Source organism: Enterobacter cloacae complex sp. SHL018 (genome assembly GCF_049237905.1).
In the GTDB taxonomy this organism is placed as follows: domain Bacteria; phylum Pseudomonadota; class Gammaproteobacteria; order Enterobacterales; family Enterobacteriaceae; genus Enterobacter; species Enterobacter hormaechei_C.
In genome coordinates this window covers 1748919-1770364 of the sequence record NZ_JBMKJE010000001.1, presented here as the reverse complement: position 1 = coordinate 1770364, position 21446 = coordinate 1748919, and the positions used below count along the sequence as shown (strand labels likewise).

Below are 21446 nucleotides of genomic sequence, written 5' to 3'. Positions count from 1 at the left end.
TATGGCATATAAGCGTCCCGTTTCGGTTCTGGTGGTCATTTATGCAGAAGACACGAAGCGGGTGCTGATGTTGCAGCGGCGCGACGATCCGGATTTCTGGCAGTCGGTTACCGGCAGCCTGGAAGAGGGAGAGACCGCGCCGCAGGCCGCCGCGCGTGAAGTAAAGGAAGAGGTCGCCATTGACGTTGCTCGCGAGCAACTGACCCTGAAGGACTGTCAGCGCACGGTGGAGTTTGAAATTTTTAGCCATTTACGTCATCGCTATGCACCGGGCATTGAGCGCAATACGGAATCGTGGTTCTGCCTTGCGCTTCCTCATGAGCGGGAGATCGTGTTCACGGAACACCTGACCTACCGCTGGGTGAATGCGGCGGATGCCGCCGCACTGACCAAGTCGTGGAGCAACCGGCAGGCGATTGAAGAATTTGTAATTAACGCTGCCTGAGAAGGCGCGATTTTTGGAGAACTTTTTATGGCAGGTCATAGTAAGTGGGCCAACACCAAACACCGCAAAGCGGCACAGGATGCCAAACGCGGTAAAATCTTTACCAAAATCATTCGTGAGCTGGTGACAGCGGCGCGTCTGGGCGGCGGCGATCCGGCTTCTAACCCACGTCTGCGCGCAGCGGTGGATAAAGCCCTGTCCAACAACATGACGCGTGACACCCTGAACCGTGCCATCGCACGTGGCGTGGGCGGTGATGAAGACGCGAACATGGAAACCATCATTTATGAAGGTTACGGTCCTGGCGGTACGGCGGTGATGGTTGAGTGTCTGTCCGACAACCGTAACCGTACCGTTGCGGAAGTGCGTCACGCGTTCACCAAAACCGGTGGTAACCTGGGCACTGACGGTTCTGTAGCGTACCTGTTCAGCAAAAAAGGCGTCATCTCCTTCGAGAAAGGCGACGAAGATGCGATCATGGAAGCGGCGCTGGAAGCCGGTGCGGAAGACGTGGTGACCTACGACGACGGCGCTATTGATGTTTACACCGCATGGGAAGAGATGGGTGCCGTGCGCGATGCGCTGGAAGCGGCTGGCCTGAAGGCGGATAACGCTGAAGTCTCCATGATCCCGTCTACCAAAGCGGACATGGATGCGGAAACCGCACCGAAACTGCTGCGTCTGATCGACATGCTCGAAGACTGCGACGACGTGCAGGAAGTGTATCACAACGGTGAAATCTCTGATGAGGTTGCAGCGACTCTCTGATGAGAGCCTGTAAACCGTTTACGGGAGACGCGTGATGTCGATTATTCTCGGGATTGACCCCGGCTCACGCGTCACCGGCTATGGCGTTATCCGTCAGGTGGGACGCCAGCTAACCTACCTCGGCAGCGGCTGTATTCGCACCAAAGTGGACGATCTGCCGTCGCGCCTGAAGCTCATCTATGCGGGCGTGTCGGAGATCATCACCCAGTTCCAGCCGGACTATTTCGCCATCGAGCAGGTCTTTATGGCGAAAAACGCTGACTCGGCGTTAAAGCTCGGTCAGGCGCGCGGCGTGGCGATTGTTGCCGCCGTGAACCAGGATCTGCCGGTGTTTGAGTACGCGGCCCGTCAGGTTAAGCAGACGGTGGTGGGCATTGGTAGCGCGGAGAAAAGCCAGGTGCAGCACATGGTGCGTACCCTGCTGAAGCTCCCTGCGAACCCGCAGGCCGACGCCGCGGATGCGCTGGCCATTGCGATTACCCACTGTCACGTCAGCCAGAATGCGATGCAAATGAGCGAGTCGCGGCTCAATCTGGCGCGAGGCAGGTTACGATAATGACAAATCAGGCTGGATGTTTATCCAGCCTTTTTTTATTATGTCGGCAGTTAATTTCTTCCAGAACGCAGGAGCGTCACGTGATAGGCAGACTCAGAGGCATCATCATTGAAAAACAACCCCCGTTAGTACTGCTGGAAGTGGGTGGCGTGGGCTATGAAGTCCATATGCCAATGACCTGCTTCTATGAGCTGCCGGAGGCGGGCAAAGAGGCGGTTGTCTTTACCCAGTTTGTGGTGCGTGAAGACGCTCAGCTGCTGTACGGCTTCAATAACAAACAGGAACGCACCCTGTTCCGCGAATTGATTAAAACCAACGGCGTCGGGCCGAAGCTGGCCCTGGCGATTCTGTCCGGTATGTCAGCGCCACAGTTTGTGAACGCCGTTGAGCGTGAAGATCCGGCTGCGTTAATTAAACTTCCTGGCATCGGGAAGAAAACCGCCGAGCGCTTGATTGTCGAGATGAAGGACCGCTTCAAAGGTCTGCATGGCGATCTGTTCACGCCGGCAGCCGATCTGGTGCTGACTTCCCCGGGCGCGCCTGCATCTGATGATGATGCCGAGCAGGAAGCGGTTGCCGCGCTGGTGGCGCTGGGCTATAAACCTCAGGAGGCCAGCCGGATGGTGAGCAAAATTGCTAAACCGGATGCCAGCAGTGAAACCCTGATTCGTGAAGCGCTGCGCGCTGCATTGTGAGGTAAAGGATGATTGAAGCAGACCGCCTGGTATCGGCAGGCACTATTCAGCCAGATGACGTGGTGGATCGCGCGATCCGTCCCAAACTGCTGGATGAGTACATCGGCCAGCCGCAGGTTCGTTCTCAGATGGAGATTTTCATCCAGGCGGCAAAGCTGCGCGGCGATGCGCTCGATCACCTGCTGATTTTTGGGCCGCCGGGGTTAGGTAAAACCACCCTGGCGAATATCGTCGCCAATGAAATGGGCGTTAACCTGCGTACCACCTCCGGCCCGGTACTGGAGAAAGCAGGGGACCTGGCGGCGATGCTGACCAACCTCGAACCGCATGACGTGCTGTTTATCGATGAGATCCACCGTCTTTCACCGGTGGTGGAGGAAGTGCTCTATCCGGCAATGGAGGATTACCAGCTGGATATCATGATCGGTGAAGGCCCGGCCGCGCGCTCGATCAAAATCGATCTGCCGCCGTTTACCCTGATTGGCGCCACGACCCGCGCCGGCTCTCTGACCTCTCCGCTACGCGACCGGTTTGGTATCGTGCAGCGTCTTGAGTTTTATCAGGTGCCTGACCTTCAGCATATTGTAGGCCGCAGCGCGCGCTACATGGGGCTGGATATGAGCGAAGAGGGGGCGTTTGAAGTGGCGAAGCGCTCCCGCGGTACGCCGCGTATCGCCAACCGCCTGCTGCGCCGGGTGCGTGACTTTGCCGAGGTGAAGCACGACGGCACTATATCGGCCGAGATCGCCGCCCAGGCGCTGGATATGCTGAATGTCGATGCCGAAGGTTTTGACTATATGGACCGTAAGCTGCTGCTGGCGGTGCTGGATAAGTTCTTTGGCGGGCCGGTAGGACTGGATAACCTGGCGGCGGCAATTGGCGAAGAGCGTGAGACTATCGAGGACGTGCTGGAGCCGTATCTGATCCAGCAGGGCTTCTTGCAGCGTACCCCGCGTGGTCGTATGGCAACGGTGCGGGCGTGGAATCATTTCGGCATTACGCCGCCCGCGATGCCGTAAGCAGCGATAAATTGTAGCCCCGGTAAGCGAAGCGCCACCGGGGACATGCTGACTACTGCGCGGTCTTTTTCATCATACTGAAAATAAACAACACCGCCGCGCACAGTACCACCGACGGCCCCGCTGGCGTGTCATAAAACGCCGAGAAGGTTAACCCGCCCGTCACCGCAATCATTCCGATAATCACCGCGATACCGGCCATTTGCTCCGGCGTACGCGCAAAACGGCGCGCAGTGGCGGCAGGAATTATCAGCAGCGACGTGATGATCAGCGCGCCAACAAATTTCATCGCCACGCCGATGGTTAACGCCGTCACCAGCATCAACAGCAGCTTCACGCGCTGAAGCTTCACGCCATCGACAAAGGCCAGATCCGGACTGACGGTCATAGCCAGTAAATTCCGCCACTGCCACAGCAGGATCCCGAGCACCACCGCCACGCCAATGGCAATGGAAATGAGATCTTCGGGCGTGACGGCCAGCAGATCGCCAAACAGGTAGGCCATCAGATCTACGCGGATGTTTGACATCAGGCTCACTACCACCAGGCCCAGCGACAGGGCGCTGTGCGCCATAATGCCGAGCAGGGTATCAATTGCCAGGTGAGGGCGTTTTTCCAGCCAGACCAGACCGGCAGCCAGCAGCAGCGTGACGACAATCACCGCATAAAACGGGTTCACGTCCAGTAACAAACCAAACGCCACACCCAGCAATGAAGCATGGGCCAGCGTATCGCCGAAATAGGACATTCTGCGCCAGACGACAAACGAGCCGAGTGGACCCGCGGCGCAGGCAAGCATAATCCCGGCCAGCCAGCCGGGCAGTAACAGTTCAATCATGAGTGTCCATTTCCCCGACGCAGGACGATTCGTCCCTGTAAATCATGGCGGTGATTGTGATTATGACGATAGATGCCCAGTTGCTCGGCGCCGCGATGGCCAAACATAGAGATAAATTCCGGATGCATTGACACCACTTCCGGCGTGCCGGAACAACAAATGTGATGGTTCAGGCACAGTACTTCGTCGGTTTTGGCCATCACCAGGTGCAGATCATGGGACACCATCAGCACCGCGCAGTTTAGCTCCCGACGGAGCTGGTCAATCAGATCGTACAGCGCAACCTGACCGTTGACGTCAACACCCTGCGTCGGCTCGTCCAGGACCAGCAGCTGAGGGCTGCTGAGCAGGGCGCGGGCAAGTAATACGCGCTGGGTTTCACCGCCCGACAGCTTTTGCAAGGGCGCCTCAACAAGATGTCCCGCCTGAACGCGTTTCAGCGCCGGGAGGATATCCGCTTTACGCGTACCGGGACGGAGGCGCAGGAAGCGGCTCACCGTCAGGGGCAGGGTGGCATCGAGGTGTAATTTTTGCGGCACATAGCCGATACGCAACTTGTCTTGGCGGACGATAACACCTGCGTCAGGGGCTACCAGGCCTAATACGACGCGTACCAGCGTCGACTTGCCTGCACCGTTAGGACCGAGCAGCGTGAGTATTTTGCCGGGCTTCAGATTCAGCGACACGTCAGAAAGGACGCGGCGCTGGCCGAATGAGACCGAAACATTTTCAAGAGAAACTAAAGTCGTCATGTCAATTTAAGCTTGCAGAAGTCATCGAATGTTATAATATCACATTCCACGCATTCATTACGATGATTAGTCGCATTATGTTACAGAAAAATACGCTTCTTTTCGCAGCTTTATCCGCTGCTCTTTGGGGTACAACAGCACAAGATGTTAACGCCGCCGTTGTCGCTTCGCTTAAACCGCTTGGGTTTATCGCCTCTGCCATCGCGGATGGGGTCACTGAGACCCAGGTTCTGCTGCCTGATGGTGCTTCCGAGCATGATTATTCCCTGCGTCCATCTGATGTAAAACGTTTACAGAACGCGGACTTAGTCGTCTGGATTGGTCCTGAGATGGAAGCGTTCATGCAGAAGTCAGCCAGTCAGCTTCCCGCTGAGAAACAGGTGACGATTGCCGGGCTGTCCGGCGTGAAACCGTTACTCATGAAAGGAGCTGAGGACGAGGGTGACGAACACGACCACGACCATGCTCACGGTGAAAAAGGTGACGACCATCACCATCACGGCGAATACAACATGCATCTCTGGCTCTCCCCAGAGATAGCGCGGCTTACAGCGGTTGCAATCCACGACAAATTAGTGGAACTTATGCCGCAAAGTCGAATCAAACTCGACGCCAACCTGAAGGATTTTGAGGCTCAATTAGCCGCAACCGACAAACAGGTGGGTAACGAGCTCGCACCGCTTAAAGGAAAAGGGTACTTCGTTTTTCATGATGCCTACGGGTATTACGAGAAACATTACGGTCTGACCCCGCTGGGGCATTTTACCGTCAACCCTGAAATTCAGCCTGGTGCGCAGCGTTTACATGAAATCAGAACACAGTTGGTTGAGCAAAAAGCGACATGCGTTTTTGCTGAGCCACAGTTCAGGCCAGCGGTCGTAGAAGCCGTGGCCAGGGGAACATCCGTGCGCATGGGAACCCTTGACCCGCTAGGTACGAACATCCAGTTGAGCAAAGCGAGCTATTCGCAGTTCCTCAGCCAACTGGCGAATCAGTATGCGAGCTGCCTGAAAGGAGATTAACGAGGAAGTGAATACGTGCAACAGATAGCCCGCTCTGTCGCCCTGGCATTTAACAATCTGCCTCGACCCCACCGCGTTATGCTGGGGTCGCTTACAGTTCTCACATTAGCGGTCGCCGTCTGGCGGCCCTATGTTTACCACCCGAGTTCCGCCCCAATTATTAAAACCATCGAACTGGAGAAGAGCGAGATCCGCTCTCTGCTGCCTGAGGCCAGCGAGCCTATCGATCAGGCCGCTCAGGAAGATGAAGCGATTCCCCAGGATGAGCTGGATGACAAGATCCAGAATGAAGCCGGCATTCATGAATATGTTGTTTCTACTGGCGATACGCTGAGCAGCGTCCTGAACCAGTACGGTATCGACATGGGCAACATCAGCCAGCTCGCCGCATCCGATAAAGAGCTGCGTAACCTGAAAATTGGTCAGCAGCTTTCCTGGACCCTAACGCCCGACGGCGATCTGCAACGTCTGACCTGGGAGATGTCCCGTCGCGAAACCCGCACCTACGATCGCACTGCAAACGGTTTCAAAATGACCAGCGAATTGCAGCAGGGCGACTGGGTTAACAGCGTCATGAAAGGGACCGTCGGCGGCAGCTTTGTTTCCAGCGCACGCGATGCCGGCCTGACCAGCGCTGAAATCAGCTCGGTGATCAAAGCCATGCAGTGGCAGATGGATTTCCGCAAACTGAAAAAAGGCGATCAGTTCTCTGTCCTGATGTCCCGCGAAATGCTGGACGGTAAGCGCGAGCAGAGCCAGCTGGTGGGCGTTCGTCTGCGTTCAGACGGCAAAGACTACTACGCTATTCGCGCGGAAGACGGTAAGTTCTATGACCGCAGCGGTACGGGTCTGGCAAAAGGCTTCCTGCGTTTCCCAACGGCGAAACAGTTCCGCGTCTCCTCCAACTTTAACCCGCGTCGTCTGAACCCGGTAACTGGCCGCGTAGCGCCGCACCGTGGCGTTGACTTCGCCATGCCGCAGGGCACGCCAGTGCTGGCGGTAGGGGATGGTGAAGTGGTCATGGCGAAACGCAGCGGTGCTGCTGGCTACTACGTTGCTATTCGTCACGGTCGTACGTACACCACCCGCTACATGCACCTGCGTAAACTGCTGGTCAAACCGGGCCAGAAAGTGAAACGTGGCGATCGCATCGCGCTGTCCGGTAACACCGGCCGGTCGACGGGGCCGCACCTGCACTACGAAGTGTGGATCAACCAGCAGGCGGTTAACCCGCTGACGGCAAAACTGCCGCGCACCGAAGGGCTGACCGGCAAAGATCGCAAAGATTACCTGGCGCAGGTGAAAGAGGTGATGCCGCAGCTGCGCTTCGACTAAGCTCTCCTGATTTAAAAAGCCGGCGTCAGTATGCGCCGGCTTTTTCTTTTGTGCGCGGGCGGCAGCCTCGCTACACTATCCGAATATATTTTTGCGTCACCAGACCCTGGAACCCGCATGGAAACCAAAAAAAACAATATTGAGTACATTCCCGAGTTTGAAAAATCTTTTCGCCACCCGCGTAACTGGGGCGCCTGGCTTGGCGTATACGCGTTTGCTGGCATGGCGTTGCTACCTGCTTCCCTCCGCGATCCGGTGCTCGGCAAAGTGGGGCGCCTGGCAGGGCGCTTAGGTAAAAGCGCACGCCGCCGCGCGCAAATAAATCTGTTGTACTGTTTTCCGGATAAAAGCGACGCCGAACGCGAAGCAATCATTGATGACATGTATACCACCGCGCCACAGGCCATGGCGATGATGGCGGAACTGGCGCTGAAAGGGCCGGAGAAGATCGTCGAACGCGTTGACTGGAAAGGGCTGGAGATCATCGACGAGATGCGTCGCAATGATGAAAAGGTGATTTTCCTGGTGCCGCACGGCTGGGGGGTAGACATTCCGGCGATGTTAATGGCGTCGCAGGGCCAGAAAATGGCGGCGATGTTCCATAATCAGGGAAACAAAATCTACGACTTCGTCTGGAATACCGTGCGCCGTCGCTTTGGCGGGCGTTTGCACGCCCGAAACGATGGCATTAAGCCTTTCATTCAGTCGGTACGTCAGGGTTACTGGGGCTACTATCTGCCCGATCAGGACCACGGCCCGGAACACAGCGAGTTTGTCGATTTCTTCGCAACCTATAAAGCCACGCTACCCGCGATTGGTCGCCTGATGAAAGTCTGCCGCGCCCGCGTGATCCCACTGTTCCCGGTTTATGACGGTAAAACGCATCGCCTGAGCATTGAGGTACGTCCGCCGATGGACGATCTGCTGACCGCAGACGATCACACCATCGCACGCCGCATGAATGAAGAGGTGGAAGTGCTGGTGGGGCCGCATAAGGAGCAATATACGTGGATCCTGAAGCTGCTCAAAACGCGTAAACCTGGCGAAACAGAGCCGTACAAGCGTAAAGAGCTTTTCCCGAAGAAATAGGAAACCTTCACCCCTCTCCCCTTAGGGGAGAGGGGATCGGAGCTTACTCTACGGTCAGTACGCGGGTGGTATTGGTTGAGCCGATGGTGCTCATCACATCACCCTGCGTCACGATAACGATATCACCGGATACCAGATAACCTTTGTCGCGCAGCAGGTTCACGGCATCGTGCGCGGCGGCCACGCCGTCGTTGGTGCTGTCGAAGTATACTGGCGTCACGCCGCGATACAGCGCCGTCAGGTTCAGCGTACGCTCGTGACGGGACATGGCGAAGATCGGCAGACCGGAGCTGATACGGGACGTCATTAACGCGGTACGGCCAGATTCGGTCATGGTGATGATCGCCGTGACCCCTTTCAGGTGGTTGGCTGCGTACATCGCGGACATCGCAATCGCTTCTTCCACATTGTCGAACTGGATATCCAGGCGGTGCTTGGAGACGTTAATGCTTGGGATCTTCTCCGCACCCAGGCAGACGCGCGCCATGGCGGCCACGGTTTCCGCCGGATACTGGCCCGCTGCGGTTTCCGCTGACAGCATCACCGCATCGGTACCATCCAGCACGGCGTTCGCCACGTCCATGACTTCCGCACGGGTTGGCATTGGGTTGGTGATCATGGATTCCATCATCTGGGTGGCGGTGATCACCGCGCGGTTCAGCTGACGCGCGCGACGGATCAGCGCTTTCTGGATACCGACCAGTTCAGGGTCGCCAATTTCCACGCCCAGGTCACCACGGGCAACCATCACCACGTCAGACGCCAGGATCACGTCGTCCATCGCGTCCTGATCGCAGACCGCTTCAGCGCGTTCCACTTTCGCAACGATTTTCGCATCGCAGCCTGCATCGCGCGCCAGGCGGCGAGCATAGTTCAGATCTTCGCCGCAGCGCGGGAAGGAGACGGCCAGGTAATCCACGCCGATCTGCGCTGCGGTCACGATATCCGCTTTGTCTTTATCGGTCAGCGCTTCGGCAGACAGGCCACCGCCGAGTTTGTTGATGCCTTTGTTGTTGGAGAGCGGGCCGCCGACGGTCACTTCGGTGAATACCTTCATACCCTGAACTTCCAGCACTTTCAGCTGTACGCGTCCGTCGTCCAGCAGCAGGATGTCGCCAGGCACAACGTCAGCAGGCAGACCTTTGTAGTCGATACCCACTTTTTCCTTATCGCCTTCGCCTTTGCTCAGGTTGGCATCCAGCAGGAATTTATCGCCGATGTTGAGGAAGACTTTGCCTTCTTTAAAGGTCGATACGCGGATTTTTGGACCTTGCAGGTCACCGAGGATAGCAACATGGCGGCCCAGTTTAGCTGCGATTTCACGCACTTTGTCGGCACGTAATTTATGGTCTTCTGGCGTACCGTGAGAGAAGTTCATGCGCACCACGTTGGCACCCGCGGCGATAATCTTTTCGAGGTTATTATCGCGGTCGGTGGCCGGGCCTAAGGTGGTGACGATCTTGGTTCTGCGAAGCCTTCTGGACATGTAATACTCCGTTGACTGAAACAACTTTGGTGTTGCGTGAACATAGAATCGGCCTTCATCTATCGCAAGGCAGTAGCGAGGGGACCGAATGCCGTAAATCGTACATCGTAGTTATTAGGGAACATCGCTCTTTATAAGCAATTCTTTATCAAAACGCGATTCTTTCAGGGCTTCCTTGACCCGCTTCAAGTTATCCCGGAATTTTGCGCCCCGGCGTAAGGTAAAACCGGTCGCCAGCACGTCGATGACCGTCAACTGCGCCAGGCGGGAGACCATCGGCATGTACATGTCGGTGTCCTCCGGTACGTCCAGGGTAATGGCGAGCGTCGCTTCCCGGGCCAGCGGCGTACCTGCCGTCGTCAGGGCGATGACCATCGCATCGTTGTCACGCGCGAGCTGCGCCAGCTCCACCTGGCTCTTGGTGCGGCCCGTATGGGAGATGAGTACCACGACATCATCTTCACTACAATTCATACAGCTCATGCGTTGCAGCACAATGTCATCGGAGTAAATCACCGGCACGTTAAAGCGAAAGAACTTATTCATGGCGTCATGCGCCACGGCGGCGGACGAGCCAAGGCCAAAGAAGGCAATCCGTTTGGCCTGCGTGAGAAGATCGACCGCGCGATTCACTGAACTCATGTCCAGAGACTGGCGAACGTGGTCGAGCGTGGCCATAGCCGATTCAAATATTTTTGCGGTGTAAGCATCAACGCTGTCGTCTTCATCTACATTGCGATTAACATACGGGGTGCCGTTTGCCAGACTTTGGGCCAGATGCAGTTTAAAATCAGGAAAGCCGCGCGTGTCCAGACTACGACAGAATCGATTGACCGTCGGTTCGCTGACGCCCGATTCCTGTGCCAGAGCGGCGATGCTTGAATGAATCGCCTGAGCGGGCGCGGCGAGAATAACTTCAGCCACTTTGCGCTCGGATTTGCTAAGGTGTTCCAGTTGAAACTGGATTTTTTCCAGCATGTTCATTGTTAACAAGACGCTCATGAGGGCATAAACGATTTCATAAAGAGATGAAATCTTGATTCGATTTAGCCGATATTACCCCCGGGACTCCCGAAAGGGTAATCGTCGACAAGAAATGTTGTTGTTTTTTTTCATTACTTGATCGACGTCGGGTTTTGCTCTGACCCTGTTGCGCAAAGAATCGACGTTTGTTGCGTCATCAGACGGGCGTAATGGCCCGGGCGACGAAAAATCACCGTATCGCACGCGACGTTAAGCGCTAATGGTTTCAGGAAACGCGTAAAAGCAGTACAGTGCATTGTAATAAAATTACAACGATACCTGGCAGAGTACCAGGCGATCTAACTGAGGAGAATGACATGGCGGTAACGCAAACAGCCCAGGCATGTGACCTGGTCATTTTCGGCGCGAAAGGCGATCTTGCACGCCGAAAATTGCTGCCTTCCCTGTATCAGCTCGAAAAAGCGGGCCAGATCCATCCCGACACCCGAATCCTTGGGGTAGGGCGCGCAGACTGGGATAAGGAGGCTTATACCAAAGTCGTGCGCGAGGCGCTCGAAACGTTCATGAAAGAGAAAATCGATGAAAGCCTTTGGGATAAGCTGAGCGGGCGTCTCGATTTCTGCAACCTGGACGTCAACGATGTAGGCGCCTTTACCCGTCTGGGTGAAATGCTTGACCAGGAAAATCGTGTCACTATTAACTATTTCGCGATGCCGCCAAGCACCTTCGGCGCCATCTGCAAAGGTCTGGGCGAGGCGAAGCTGAACGCCAAACCGGCGCGCGTGGTGATGGAGAAACCGCTGGGTACGTCGCTGGCGACCTCGCGTGAAATCAACGACCAGGTGGGCGAGTTCTTTGAGGAGTGTCAGGTTTACCGTATTGACCACTATCTGGGCAAAGAGACGGTACTGAACCTGCTGGCGCTGCGTTTTGCCAACTCCCTGTTCGTGAACAACTGGGACAACCGCACTATCGACCACGTGGAAATTACCGTGGCGGAAGAGGTGGGCATCGAAGGCCGTTGGGGCTACTTCGACCAGGCCGGCCAGATGCGGGACATGATCCAGAACCATCTGCTGCAAATTCTGTGCATGATTGCCATGTCTCCACCGTCAGATCTGACGGCCGACAGCATTCGTGACGCCAAAGTGAAAGTGCTGAAATCACTGCGCCGTATTGACCGCTCCAACGTGCGTGAGAAAACCGTGCGCGGCCAGTACACCGCAGGTTTTGCCCAGGGGAAAAAAGTTCCTGGCTATCTGGAAGAAGAGGGCGCGAACAAGTCCAGCAACACCGAGACGTTTGTGGCGATCCGCGTGGATATCGACGACTGGCGCTGGGCCGGTGTGCCGTTCTACCTGCGTACCGGGAAACGTCTGCCGGCAAAATGCTCCGAAGTGGTGGTCTACTTCAAAAATCCGGAACTGAACCTGTTCAAAGAATCCTGGCAGGAACTGCCGCAGAACAAACTGACCATCCGTCTGCAACCGGACGAGGGTGTGGATATTCAGATCCTCAACAAAGTGCCGGGTCTTGATCACAAACACAACCTGCAAACTACCAAGCTGGACCTGAGCTACTCTGAAACCTTCAACCAGACGCATCTCGCCGATGCTTACGAGCGTCTGCTGCTGGAAACCATGCGTGGTATCCAGGCGCTGTTCGTCCGCCGCGATGAAGTGGAAGAGGCGTGGAAGTGGGTCGACTCTATCACCGAAGCGTGGGCAGCCGATCAGGACGCGCCAAAACCGTATCAGGCGGGAACCTGGGGACCTGTCGCCTCCGTTGCGATGATCACCCGTGATGGCCGCTCCTGGAACGAGTTTGAATAACCACCTTCTCTAGCCCAAAGGTGTTATTTTACCGGTAACATGATCTAACACAGCAAGTGGCATAATTTTTATCTTTTAAGCTCCGCGTGGATTCACCCGCGGAGCTTTTTTTATTACACTCCCTTCAGACATTTTGCCCCTGTGCTCCGGATATCAGGCGTTTCAGCGTTGTTAACAACCGTCAGAAACTGTGTAAACTCCCGAGCCTGGACAGATAAATTAGAGGAGCTTTTATGAATCCGACATTGTTACGCGTAACACAACGCATCGTTGAACGCTCGAAAGAGACCCGTGCTGCCTACCTTGCCCGCATCGAACAGGCGAAGAGTGAAACTGTCCATCGCTCTCAGCTGGCCTGCGGGAATCTGGCCCACGGCTTTGCGGCCTGCCAGCCTGGTGATAAAGACGCGCTGAAAAGCATGTTGCGTAACAATATCGCCATCATTACCTCCTATAACGACATGCTTTCAGCCCACCAGCCGTATGAGGCCTACCCGGCTATCATCCGCAATGCGCTGCACAGCGTGAACGCGGTGGGCCAGGTTGCAGGCGGCGTGCCGGCCATGTGTGATGGCGTAACCCAGGGCCAGGACGGTATGGAGCTGTCCTTGCTGAGCCGCGAAGTGATCGCCATGTCGGCGGCAGTGGGCCTCTCTCACAACATGTTTGATGGCGCGCTCTATCTGGGCGTGTGCGACAAAATCGTCCCGGGGCTGGTGATGGCCGCGCTGTCGTTTGGCCATCTGCCAGCGATTTTTGTGCCGTCAGGCCCGATGGCTAGCGGTCTGCCAAACAAGGAAAAAGTCCGTATCCGCCAGCTGTATGCCGAAGGAAAAGCGGACCGTCAGGCACTGCTGGAAGCGGAAGCCGCGTCCTATCATGCGCCGGGCACCTGTACGTTCTACGGTACGGCCAACACCAACCAGATGGTGGTGGAGTTTATGGGTATGCAGCTGCCGGGCTCGTCGTTCATCCAGCCGGATGCGCCACTGCGTAAAGCGCTGACCGAAGCCGCAGCCCGTCAGGTGACGCGCCTGACCGGTAACGGCAACGAGTGGATGCCAATGGGCAAAATGGTGGATGAAAAAGTCATCGTAAACGGGATTGTCGCCCTGCTGGCGACCGGCGGTTCAACCAACCATACCATGCACCTTGTCGCGATGGCGCGCGCGGCGGGCATTCTGATCAACTGGGATGACTTCTCCGATATCTCCTCCGTGGTACCGCTGATGGCGCGTCTGTACCCGAACGGTCCGGCGGACATCAACCACTTCCAGGCCGCGGGCGGCGTGCCGGTGCTGATGCGCGAGCTGCTGAAAGGCGGCCTGCTGCATGAGGATGTCAACACGGTGGCGGGCTTTGGCCTGCATCGCTATACCCTTGAACCCTGGCTGAACAACGGTGAGCTGGACTGGCGCGAAGGGGCGAGCGACTCGCTCGATCCTCAGGTTATCGCAACCTTCGAACAGCCGTTCTCTCCTCACGGCGGCACCAAAGTGCTGAGCGGTAACCTTGGACGTGCCGTGATGAAAACCTCTGCCGTGCCGGAAGAGAATCAGGTTATTGAAGCCCCGGCGGTGGTGTTTGAAAGCCAGCACGACGTTTTACCTGCCTTTGACGCGGGTCTGCTTGATAAAGACTGTGTGGTCGTGGTGCGTCATCAGGGACCAAAAGCGAACGGGATGCCAGAATTACATAAACTTATGCCGCCGCTTGGTGTATTATTGGACCGCCGTTTCAAAATCGCACTGGTAACCGATGGACGCCTTTCAGGGGCATCCGGTAAAGTGCCTTCAGCGATTCATGTCACCCCGGAAGCCTACGACGGCGGCCTGCTGGCGAAAGTGCGTGATGGTGACATGATCCGCGTTAACGGTCAGACAGGCGAGTTAACCCTGCTGGTGGATGAAGCAGAGCTGGCGGCGCGTCAGCCACATATTCCTGACCTGAGCGCGTCACGCGTGGGTACCGGACGCGAAATGTTTGGTGCGTTGCGTGAGAAACTCTCCGGTGCGGAGCAGGGCGCAACCTGTATTACGTTTTAAGACGACTTGATTTTAACGATCTGGCGAGAGAAAACTCTGATGAAAAACTGGAAAACAAGTGCAGAAGCAATCCTGACCACTGGCCCTGTCGTGCCGGTTATTGTGGTAAACAAACTGGAGCACGCTGTCCCAATGGCGAAGGCACTGGTTGCGGGTGGCGTTCGCGTTCTGGAAGTGACCCTGCGTACCGCCTGTGCGATGGATGCGATCCGTGCTATCGCCAAAGAAGTGCCGGAAGCGATCATTGGTGCCGGTACGGTTCTGAATGCGCAGCAGCTGGCGGAAGTGACCGAAGCGGGCGCACAGTTTGCCATCAGCCCGGGGCTGACTGAGCCGCTACTGAAAGCCGCAACCGAAGGTTCTATTCCGCTGATCCCGGGTATCAGCACCGTTTCTGAACTGATGCTGGGCATGGACTACGGCCTGAAAGAGTTCAAATTCTTCCCGGCTGAAGCGAACGGCGGCACCAAAGCGTTGCAGGCCATTGCGGGCCCATTCTCCCAGGTGCGTTTCTGCCCAACGGGCGGCATCTCTCCGGCCAACTACCGTGACTATCTGGCGCTGAAAAGCGTGCTGTGCATCGGCGGCTCCTGGCTGGTTCCGGCGGATGCGCTGGAAGCAGGCGACTGGGATCGCATCACTAAACTGGCTCGCGAAGCGGTAGAAGGCGCGAAACAGTAAGTTTGTTTGCCGGGTGGCGGCTGCGCCTTACCCGGCCAGCCAGACAGTTAAAACGGGCCTTTCGGCCCGTTTTTTTATCCTGCTACGCTGACGTTCGCAGCAGCTCTTTTTGCTCTCGCGACGGCTTCGTCCACATTTTCCCCGGTCGCTAATGCCACGCCCAGACGACGGCTTCCGTCGATCTCCGGTTTGCCGAACAGCCGGACCTGCAAGCCTGCGCCAACCGCACCTTCGACGTTATCAAAGGTGACATTCTGGCTGGTCAGCTGCGGCAGGATCACCGCCGAGGCTGCCGGGCCGTACTGACGGATGCCGCCAACCGGCAGGCCGAGGAAAGCGCGTACGTGCAGCGCGAACTCGGAGAGATCCTGTGAAATCAGCGTAACCATCCCGGTATCGTGCGGACGAGGGGAGACTTCGCTGAAGATCACCTCGTCGCCGCAAACAAACAATTCCACGCCGAACAGGCCGTAGCCGCCCAGCGCCAGCACCGTCTTGCGGGCGATCTCCTGTGCGCGTGCCAGCGCCAGCGCGCTCATCTGCTGCGGCTGCCAGGATTCACGATAATCGCCGTCTTCCTGGCGATGACCAATCGGGTCGCAGAAATAAACGCCATCCACGGCGCTGACGGTGAGCAGGGTAATTTCAAAATCAAACTTCACCACGCCTTCCACGATGACGCGCCCGGCCCCGGCTCGGCCGCCCTGCTGGGCATAGTCCCAGGCGTTGTCCAGCGTGCTGCTGTCGCGGATAAAGCTCTGCCCTTTGCCGGAGGAGCTCATTACCGGCTTAATGATGCACGGGTAGCCAATCTCCTCTACGGCCTGGAGAAACGCAGCTTTATCCCCGGCAAAACGGTAGCTGGAGGTCGGGAGCTGTAATTCTTCTGCCGCCAGGCGACGAATGCCTTCCCGGTTCATGGTCAGTTTTGCCGCAGTGGCGCAGGGCACCACGCGCTGGCCTTCCTGTTCAAGGGCAATCAACATCTCAGTGGCAATGGCCTCAATTTCAGGTACCACGAAATCCGGTTTTTCGTCGGCAATTAACCCCCGCAGCGCATTACCGTCAAGCATATCGATGACGTGCGAGCGATGCGCGACGTGCATGGCGGGCGCATTCGCGTAACGGTCCACCGCAATTACTTCCACACCTAAACGCTGGCATTCAATGGCCACTTCTTTACCCAGTTCACCCGATCCCAACAGCATGACGCGCGTCGCGGCGGGACGCAGCGCGGTTCCTAAACGAGTCATAAAAATCCCCCTGAAAAAGATGCGGGCAGTATAAACGAAAACGTTTGCGTCTGTCTTGTATGGGGATAACCGGACAGCAGGGAAATTTGCGCTTCTTTAGCACTGACAGACATTTCCTGACACCCGCTCGCTTAGGCTGTGAAGGTTACGCACTGTTACGTGAGGAAAAATATGTCAGGCTGGATGAATCAACTGCAATCCCTGTTGGGACAAAAAGGCTCGTCGTCCGGCGAGCAGGGTCTGAGCAAGCTGCTGGTGCCGGGTGCGCTCGGCGGGCTGGCCGGTTTGCTGGTTGCCAATAAATCATCGCGGAAACTGCTTACCAAATACGGTACCGGCGCGCTGCTGGCGGGCGGAGGGGCTATTGCAGGCTCCGTCTTATGGAACAAATACAAAGACAAGGTGCGCAGCGCGCATCAGGATGAACCGCAGTACGGGAAGCAGGTATCGCCGTTAGATTTACGCACCGAGCGGTTGATCCTCGCCCTGGTCTTTGCGGCCAAGAGCGACGGGCATATTGATGCCAGTGAACGTGCCGCAATTGAACAGCAGATGCGGGAAGCGGGCGTTGAGGAGCAGGGCAGGGCGCTGGTGGCGCAGGCCATCGAACAGCCGCTTGACCCGCAGCGTCTGGCGCAAAGCGTGAAAAACGAAGAAGAGGCGCTGGAACTCTATTTTCTGAGCTGTGCCGCCATCGATATCGATCACTTTATGGAGCGCAGCTACCTGAACGCCCTGGGCGATGCGCTGAAGATCCCACAGGACGTTCGTGAGGGAATTGAGCAGGATATTCAGCAGCAGAAGCAGACCCTCGTGGGCTAGAAGGCCATGTTTCGCTTGCATCATACGCGTGTTTTGCCAACCTTATAGGATGTAAAACGAAAAAGTAAGAATGCCATGCCTCCAAAAGCCCGACGTACTCCTTATGCGATCACCACGCATGGCGATACGCGTATCGATAACTACTACTGGCTGCGGGACGATTCTCGTTCCCGGCCAGAGGTGCTGGACTATCTGCACGAGGAAAACGACTATGGCCGCCAGGTCATGGCCAGCCAGCAGGCGCTTCAGGATCAACTTCTGAAGGAAATGGTGCAGCGTATCCCCCAGCGTGATGTCTCTGCCCCGTGGTGCAAAAACGGTTATCGCTATCGCCATATTTATGAGCCGGGAAACGAATATCCCATCTACCAGCGCCAGTCTGTGCTGAGCGCCGAGTGGGATGAATGGGAGATCCTGCTGGATGCCAACAAACGTGCTGCCCACAGTGAGTTTTATACGCTGGGCGGCATGTCCATTTCCCCCGATAACGCCATTATGGCGCTGGCTGAGGATTACCTCTCCCGCCGCCAGTACGGTTTGCGTTTCCGCAATCTTGAAACGGGAAACTGGTATCCCGAAATGCTGGATAATGTCTCCCCCGATTTCGTCTGGGGTAACGATTCAGAAACGGTCTACTACGTTAAAAAGCATGTCTCAACGCTGCTGCCTTATCAGGTCTGGCGTCATACGGTGGGGACCGATTCCGCCGACGATGAACTGGTGTATGAGGAAAAAGATGAGACGTTCTATGTCAGCCTGCACAAAACGTCGTCTCGCCACTACGTGATCATTTTCCTCTCCAGCGCCACCACCTCAGAAGTGCTGCTGCTGGATGCAGAGCTGCCGGATGCGCAGCCTCTGTGCTTCCTGCCGCGCCGTAAAGATCATGAGTACAGCCTGGATCACTTCCAGCACAGCTTTTACCTGCGTTCGAACCGCGAGGGCAAAAACTTTGGCCTTTATAAAACCAAAGTGCGCGATGAACGCAAATGGGAAGTGTTAATTCCCGCGCGCGATCAGGTGATGCTGGAGGGGTTCACCCTGTTTACCGACTGGCTGGTGGTGGAAGAGCGTCAGCGCGGACTGACCAGTATCCGCCAAATCAACCGCAAAACCCGCGAAGTGGTGGGCATTGCGTTCGATGACCCGGCTTACGTAACGTGGATCGGCTTTAACCCGGAACCGGAATCGTCCCGCCTGCGATACGGCTATTCGTCGATGACCACCCCGGATACGTTGTTTGAACTGGATATGGACACCGGGCAGCGTCAGGTGATTAAACAGGCTGAGGTCCGGGGTTTTGAGTCGGAAAATTATCGCAGTGAGCACCTGTGGGTGACCGCACGCGACGGCGTTGAAGTCCCAGTGTCGCTCGTCTATCACAAGGCGCACTTCAACAAAGGTAAAAACCCCATCCTCGTCTATGGCTATGGCTCCTATGGATCCAGCATGGACGCCGATTTCAGCAGCAGCAGGCTGAGCCTGCTCGACCGCGGTTTTGTTTATGCGATTGCCCATATTCGCGGCGGCGGCGAGCTGGGTCAGCACTGGTATGAAGACGGAAAATTTCTCAAAAAGAAAAATACCTTTAATGACTACCTTGATGTTTGCGATGCGCTGATCGCGCAGGGTTATGGCGATCCGCAGCTCTGCTTTGGCATGGGGGGCAGCGCCGGGGGCATGCTTATGGGCGCCGTGATCAACCAGCGGCCTGAACTGTTTAAAGGCGTTATCGCCCAGGTGCCGTTTGTGGACGTGGTGACGACCATGCTGGATGAGTCCATTCCACTGACCACCGGGGAGTTTGAGGAGTGGGGGAACCCGCAGGATGAAACCTATTATCGCTACATGAAAGAGTACAGCCCGTACGATAACGTCGAGGCGAAAGCCTATCCGCATATGCTGGTGACCACCGGCCTGCACGATTCTCAGGTACAGTACTGGGAGCCCGCGAAATGGGTGGCGAAGTTGCGTGAGCTGAAAACTGACGATAATTTGCTGCTGCTGTGTACCGATATGGACTCGGGGCACGGAGGGAAATCAGGGCGATTTAAATCCTATGAAGGGGTGGCGCTGGAGTACGCCTTTTTGATTGGCCTGGCGCAGGATACGCTGCCAGGCCGGGCGGGGACTCAGGCTTCGCCTAAATAATGCTTCAGCGTCAGGCGCAGTTCCGGGCTCATTCTGTCGAGGTTGTTGTACAGCCAGCGCAGATAGCCCGGATCTTTGTCCGCCACTTCCGATACTGGCTTCCCGCGATATTTTCCGAACGTAAAGGTGGTCAGTAGCGCGGGGCGCCCGGTAATGGTCGCCATATCGTCTGGCGTCCAGCCGGAAGTATTCATGATATCAATCAGGAGCGCTGCGGTGATGTAGCAGTCGTAAAGAGCGCGGTGATGATGCAGCCCTTCCGGCGTCCGCACACTGAGTTTGCGCGACTTATACAGCGCCATATTGCTGTATTTGATCCCCGGCCAGAGACGGCGCGCCAGCTTCATAGTGCAAATCCATTCGCCGGGCATCTCCGGCAGCACGCGGCGGTCAAAGCTGGCGTTATGGGCCACATACCACTGGCTACCGTGGTATAGAGGGATGATCTCTTCAATCCACGGCTTGTCCGCCACCATCGATTCCGTAATGCGATGTATCGCCATCGCCTGCGCACTGATGGGACGATCCGGGCGCACCAGATGGCTCATGGGGTTGATTATCTTTCCATCAATCACGTCGACAGAAGCGACTTCCACAATTCCACCCTGCAAATCACAGGTTTCGGTATCGATAACGCGCAGCATTGATCGCTCCTGATCCAAAAATGCCTAGCCTAATGGAATGATATCGCCTTGCCAACCCTGTTGGCCTAAAGAACCGGTTAGCAGCAGTTCTCCCTTATCGGCACGTACGATCAGCTGACCTTTTTCATCCCATAACGCGCTACCGCCGCGCGCGTTCGCCATTAATACCGCGATGGCGTACTTGTGCGCGAAGCGTTGTAACGAACCGATGGATTGCCGCCAGCGATGCTCGCCCACGGCCAGGCTGCTGGTGAACAGCGTTGCCTCCGGGTCCAGTTCCGGGGCGTCAGCCTGGTTATCCACGATGGTTAACCGTTTATCGCCAGGAATAACACCCGCACCGTTGCCCTGCGGATAACGCCGAATGGTCGACAGGTTAGGGGTGAAAAGCGCGAGTCCTTTCTGGGGCTGGCCGTGTTGCTGGAGCGTAATACCAGCAATCACCGTGATGAAACGTGACTGGACGGCGTGAAGGAGGGGGGCAAGCTGCAAATCGTCAGGGGGTGGGGGTAAGGATGTTCCGCCTGGACCGGTAAGCGAAAGCTCCGGAAAGACGATCAAATCGCACCCATGCCAGGCAGCCTCGGCAATAAAGTGCAGGTGATGTTTTACGTGCTCATCAACACAGTTGTGCCGCGGGGCATACTGAGCCGCGGCAATATTCCATCGTGACATCGTGACTTCCTTATACACTAAGTCGCTGGGATTTTAAGATTACACCTAAATTTATCAGGGTTTTCTTATCCTGCCACATAACGCGTAAGGAAGTGTAACGAGACGTTAAGCTTATTTAACTTTAGGTTCGTACGGCAGGCGCGAGAGATTGACGGAGGCGAGGCGATGCGCAATGAGACGTTCGCGAAACCAGTCGCGCAGATGTGCGGGTTGTTCACGCTCTACCACTTCAGCCACGACGGGCATGTTGTAACGCTCTTTGAATGCGACCCCCGCGGCGGCGAGATCGACATTCACTTTGTCCATCTCGTCCTGAGGAAGGGCGGCCAGGTTAACGTTCATTTCCTTCTCCTT

21 protein-coding genes are annotated in these 21446 nt (G+C 56.4%); 13 read left to right on the top strand and 8 right to left on the bottom strand.

The genetic code is table 11. The features are described 5' to 3' along the window. Window position 1 precedes the first annotated feature (1 nt). The 5 genes from nudB (at window position 2) to ruvB (ending at window position 3483) form a co-directional block, all read left to right on the top strand. On the top strand, window positions 2-445 hold the full coding sequence (gene nudB / locus ACOTY5_RS08565) for a dihydroneopterin triphosphate diphosphatase (protein ID WP_006811037.1): 444 nt from the start codon (window positions 2-4) through the stop codon (window positions 443-445). 27 nt (window positions 446-472) lie between these two features. After that, window positions 473-1213, top strand: coding sequence for a YebC/PmpR family DNA-binding transcriptional regulator (locus ACOTY5_RS08560; protein WP_003859747.1), 741 nt, complete (start codon window positions 473-475; stop codon window positions 1211-1213). A gap of 34 nt (window positions 1214-1247) precedes the next feature. Continuing rightward, on the top strand, window positions 1248-1769 hold the full coding sequence (gene ruvC, locus ACOTY5_RS08555) for a crossover junction endodeoxyribonuclease RuvC (RefSeq protein WP_003859749.1): 522 nt from the start codon (window positions 1248-1250) through the stop codon (window positions 1767-1769). An 80-nt stretch (window positions 1770-1849) separates the two neighbouring features. Continuing rightward, a complete protein-coding gene (ruvA, locus tag ACOTY5_RS08550; RefSeq protein WP_003859751.1) occupies window positions 1850-2464 on the top strand; it encodes a Holliday junction branch migration protein RuvA in 615 nt (204 codons plus the stop codon). An 8-nt stretch (window positions 2465-2472) separates the two neighbouring features. Continuing rightward, window positions 2473-3483: a Holliday junction branch migration DNA helicase RuvB gene (gene ruvB / locus ACOTY5_RS08545; protein WP_003859753.1), complete on the top strand. Its 1011-nt coding sequence runs from the start codon at window positions 2473-2475 to the stop codon at window positions 3481-3483. A 52-nt stretch (window positions 3484-3535) separates the two neighbouring features. On the opposite strand, the gene znuB is transcribed toward ruvB, so the two are convergent. Together znuB and znuC are read right to left on the bottom strand one after the other, a co-directional pair. Beyond that, on the bottom strand, window positions 3536-4321 hold the full coding sequence (gene znuB, locus ACOTY5_RS08540; RefSeq protein WP_015570280.1) for a zinc ABC transporter permease subunit ZnuB: 786 nt from the start codon (window positions 4319-4321) through the stop codon (window positions 3536-3538). Further along, window positions 4318-5073: a zinc ABC transporter ATP-binding protein ZnuC gene (gene znuC, locus ACOTY5_RS08535; RefSeq protein WP_017384350.1), complete on the bottom strand. Its 756-nt coding sequence runs from the start codon at window positions 5071-5073 to the stop codon at window positions 4318-4320. The genes znuB and znuC overlap by 4 nt, the downstream gene beginning before the upstream one ends. A 77-nt stretch (window positions 5074-5150) precedes the next feature. On the opposite strand from znuC, the gene znuA reads away from it, so the two are divergent. The 3 genes from znuA to lpxM all read left to right on the top strand — a co-directional run bounded on the left by znuA (window position 5151) and on the right by lpxM (window position 8519). Continuing rightward, window positions 5151-6095 carry a zinc ABC transporter substrate-binding protein ZnuA gene (gene znuA / locus ACOTY5_RS08530; RefSeq protein ID WP_032103662.1) on the top strand — a complete coding sequence of 315 codons (945 nt, stop codon included), beginning with the start codon at window positions 5151-5153 and terminating at the stop codon, window positions 6093-6095. Window positions 6096-6110: 15 nt separating this feature from the next. Further along, window positions 6111-7430: a murein DD-endopeptidase MepM gene (mepM, locus tag ACOTY5_RS08525; RefSeq protein WP_003859762.1), complete on the top strand. Its 1320-nt coding sequence runs from the start codon at window positions 6111-6113 to the stop codon at window positions 7428-7430. Window positions 7431-7547: 117 nt separating this feature from the next. Then, a complete protein-coding gene (gene lpxM, locus ACOTY5_RS08520) occupies window positions 7548-8519 on the top strand; it encodes a lauroyl-Kdo(2)-lipid IV(A) myristoyltransferase (protein ID WP_015570283.1) in 972 nt (323 codons plus the stop codon). Window positions 8520-8562: 43 nt separating this feature from the next. On the opposite strand, the gene pyk is transcribed toward lpxM, so the two are convergent. Both pyk and ACOTY5_RS08510 read right to left on the bottom strand, forming a co-directional pair. After that, on the bottom strand, window positions 8563-10005 hold the full coding sequence (pyk, locus tag ACOTY5_RS08515; protein ID WP_003859767.1) for a pyruvate kinase: 1443 nt from the start codon (window positions 10003-10005) through the stop codon (window positions 8563-8565). Window positions 10006-10119: 114 nt separating this feature from the next. Next, on the bottom strand, window positions 10120-10989 hold the full coding sequence (locus ACOTY5_RS08510; protein WP_003859769.1) for a MurR/RpiR family transcriptional regulator: 870 nt from the start codon (window positions 10987-10989) through the stop codon (window positions 10120-10122). A gap of 356 nt (window positions 10990-11345) precedes the next feature. On the opposite strand from ACOTY5_RS08510, the gene zwf reads away from it, so the two are divergent. The 3 genes from zwf (at window position 11346) to kdgA (ending at window position 15547) form a co-directional block, all read left to right on the top strand. After that, a complete protein-coding gene (gene zwf / locus ACOTY5_RS08505; RefSeq protein ID WP_003859771.1) occupies window positions 11346-12821 on the top strand; it encodes a glucose-6-phosphate dehydrogenase in 1476 nt (491 codons plus the stop codon). A 233-nt stretch (window positions 12822-13054) separates the two neighbouring features. Next, entirely contained in the window at window positions 13055-14866 is a 1812-nt protein-coding gene (gene edd, locus ACOTY5_RS08500; protein ID WP_017384346.1) for a phosphogluconate dehydratase, read from the top strand. Between the two features lie 39 nt (window positions 14867-14905). Next, window positions 14906-15547 (top strand): bifunctional 4-hydroxy-2-oxoglutarate aldolase/2-dehydro-3-deoxy-phosphogluconate aldolase, encoded by a 642-nt coding sequence (kdgA, locus tag ACOTY5_RS08495; RefSeq protein ID WP_003859774.1) that lies wholly within the window; start codon window positions 14906-14908, stop codon window positions 15545-15547. A 74-nt stretch (window positions 15548-15621) separates the two neighbouring features. On the opposite strand, the gene purT is transcribed toward kdgA, so the two are convergent. After that, window positions 15622-16800, bottom strand: coding sequence for a formate-dependent phosphoribosylglycinamide formyltransferase (gene purT, locus ACOTY5_RS08490; RefSeq protein WP_015570285.1), 1179 nt, complete (start codon window positions 16798-16800; stop codon window positions 15622-15624). Window positions 16801-16971: 171 nt separating this feature from the next. On the opposite strand from purT, the gene ACOTY5_RS08485 reads away from it, so the two are divergent. Both ACOTY5_RS08485 and ptrB read left to right on the top strand, forming a co-directional pair. Beyond that, window positions 16972-17622 (top strand): tellurite resistance TerB family protein, encoded by a 651-nt coding sequence (locus ACOTY5_RS08485; RefSeq protein ID WP_015570286.1) that lies wholly within the window; start codon window positions 16972-16974, stop codon window positions 17620-17622. A gap of 75 nt (window positions 17623-17697) precedes the next feature. Further along, window positions 17698-19773, top strand: coding sequence for an oligopeptidase B (gene ptrB / locus ACOTY5_RS08480; RefSeq protein WP_017693247.1), 2076 nt, complete (start codon window positions 17698-17700; stop codon window positions 19771-19773). Here ptrB and exoX read toward each other — a convergent pair. The 3 genes from exoX to ACOTY5_RS08465 form a co-directional block, all read right to left on the bottom strand. Then, a complete protein-coding gene (exoX, locus tag ACOTY5_RS08475) occupies window positions 19755-20417 on the bottom strand; it encodes an exodeoxyribonuclease X (RefSeq protein ID WP_039270549.1) in 663 nt (220 codons plus the stop codon). The genes ptrB and exoX overlap by 19 nt on opposite strands. Window positions 20418-20441: 24 nt before the next feature. Next, window positions 20442-21092: a carbon-nitrogen hydrolase family protein gene (locus tag ACOTY5_RS08470; protein WP_045142109.1), complete on the bottom strand. Its 651-nt coding sequence runs from the start codon at window positions 21090-21092 to the stop codon at window positions 20442-20444. Between the two features lie 111 nt (window positions 21093-21203). After that, complete coding sequence (locus ACOTY5_RS08465) at window positions 21204-21434, bottom strand: DNA polymerase III subunit theta (RefSeq protein WP_003859784.1); 231 nt, start codon at window positions 21432-21434, stop codon at window positions 21204-21206. Window positions 21435-21446 lie beyond the last annotated feature (12 nt).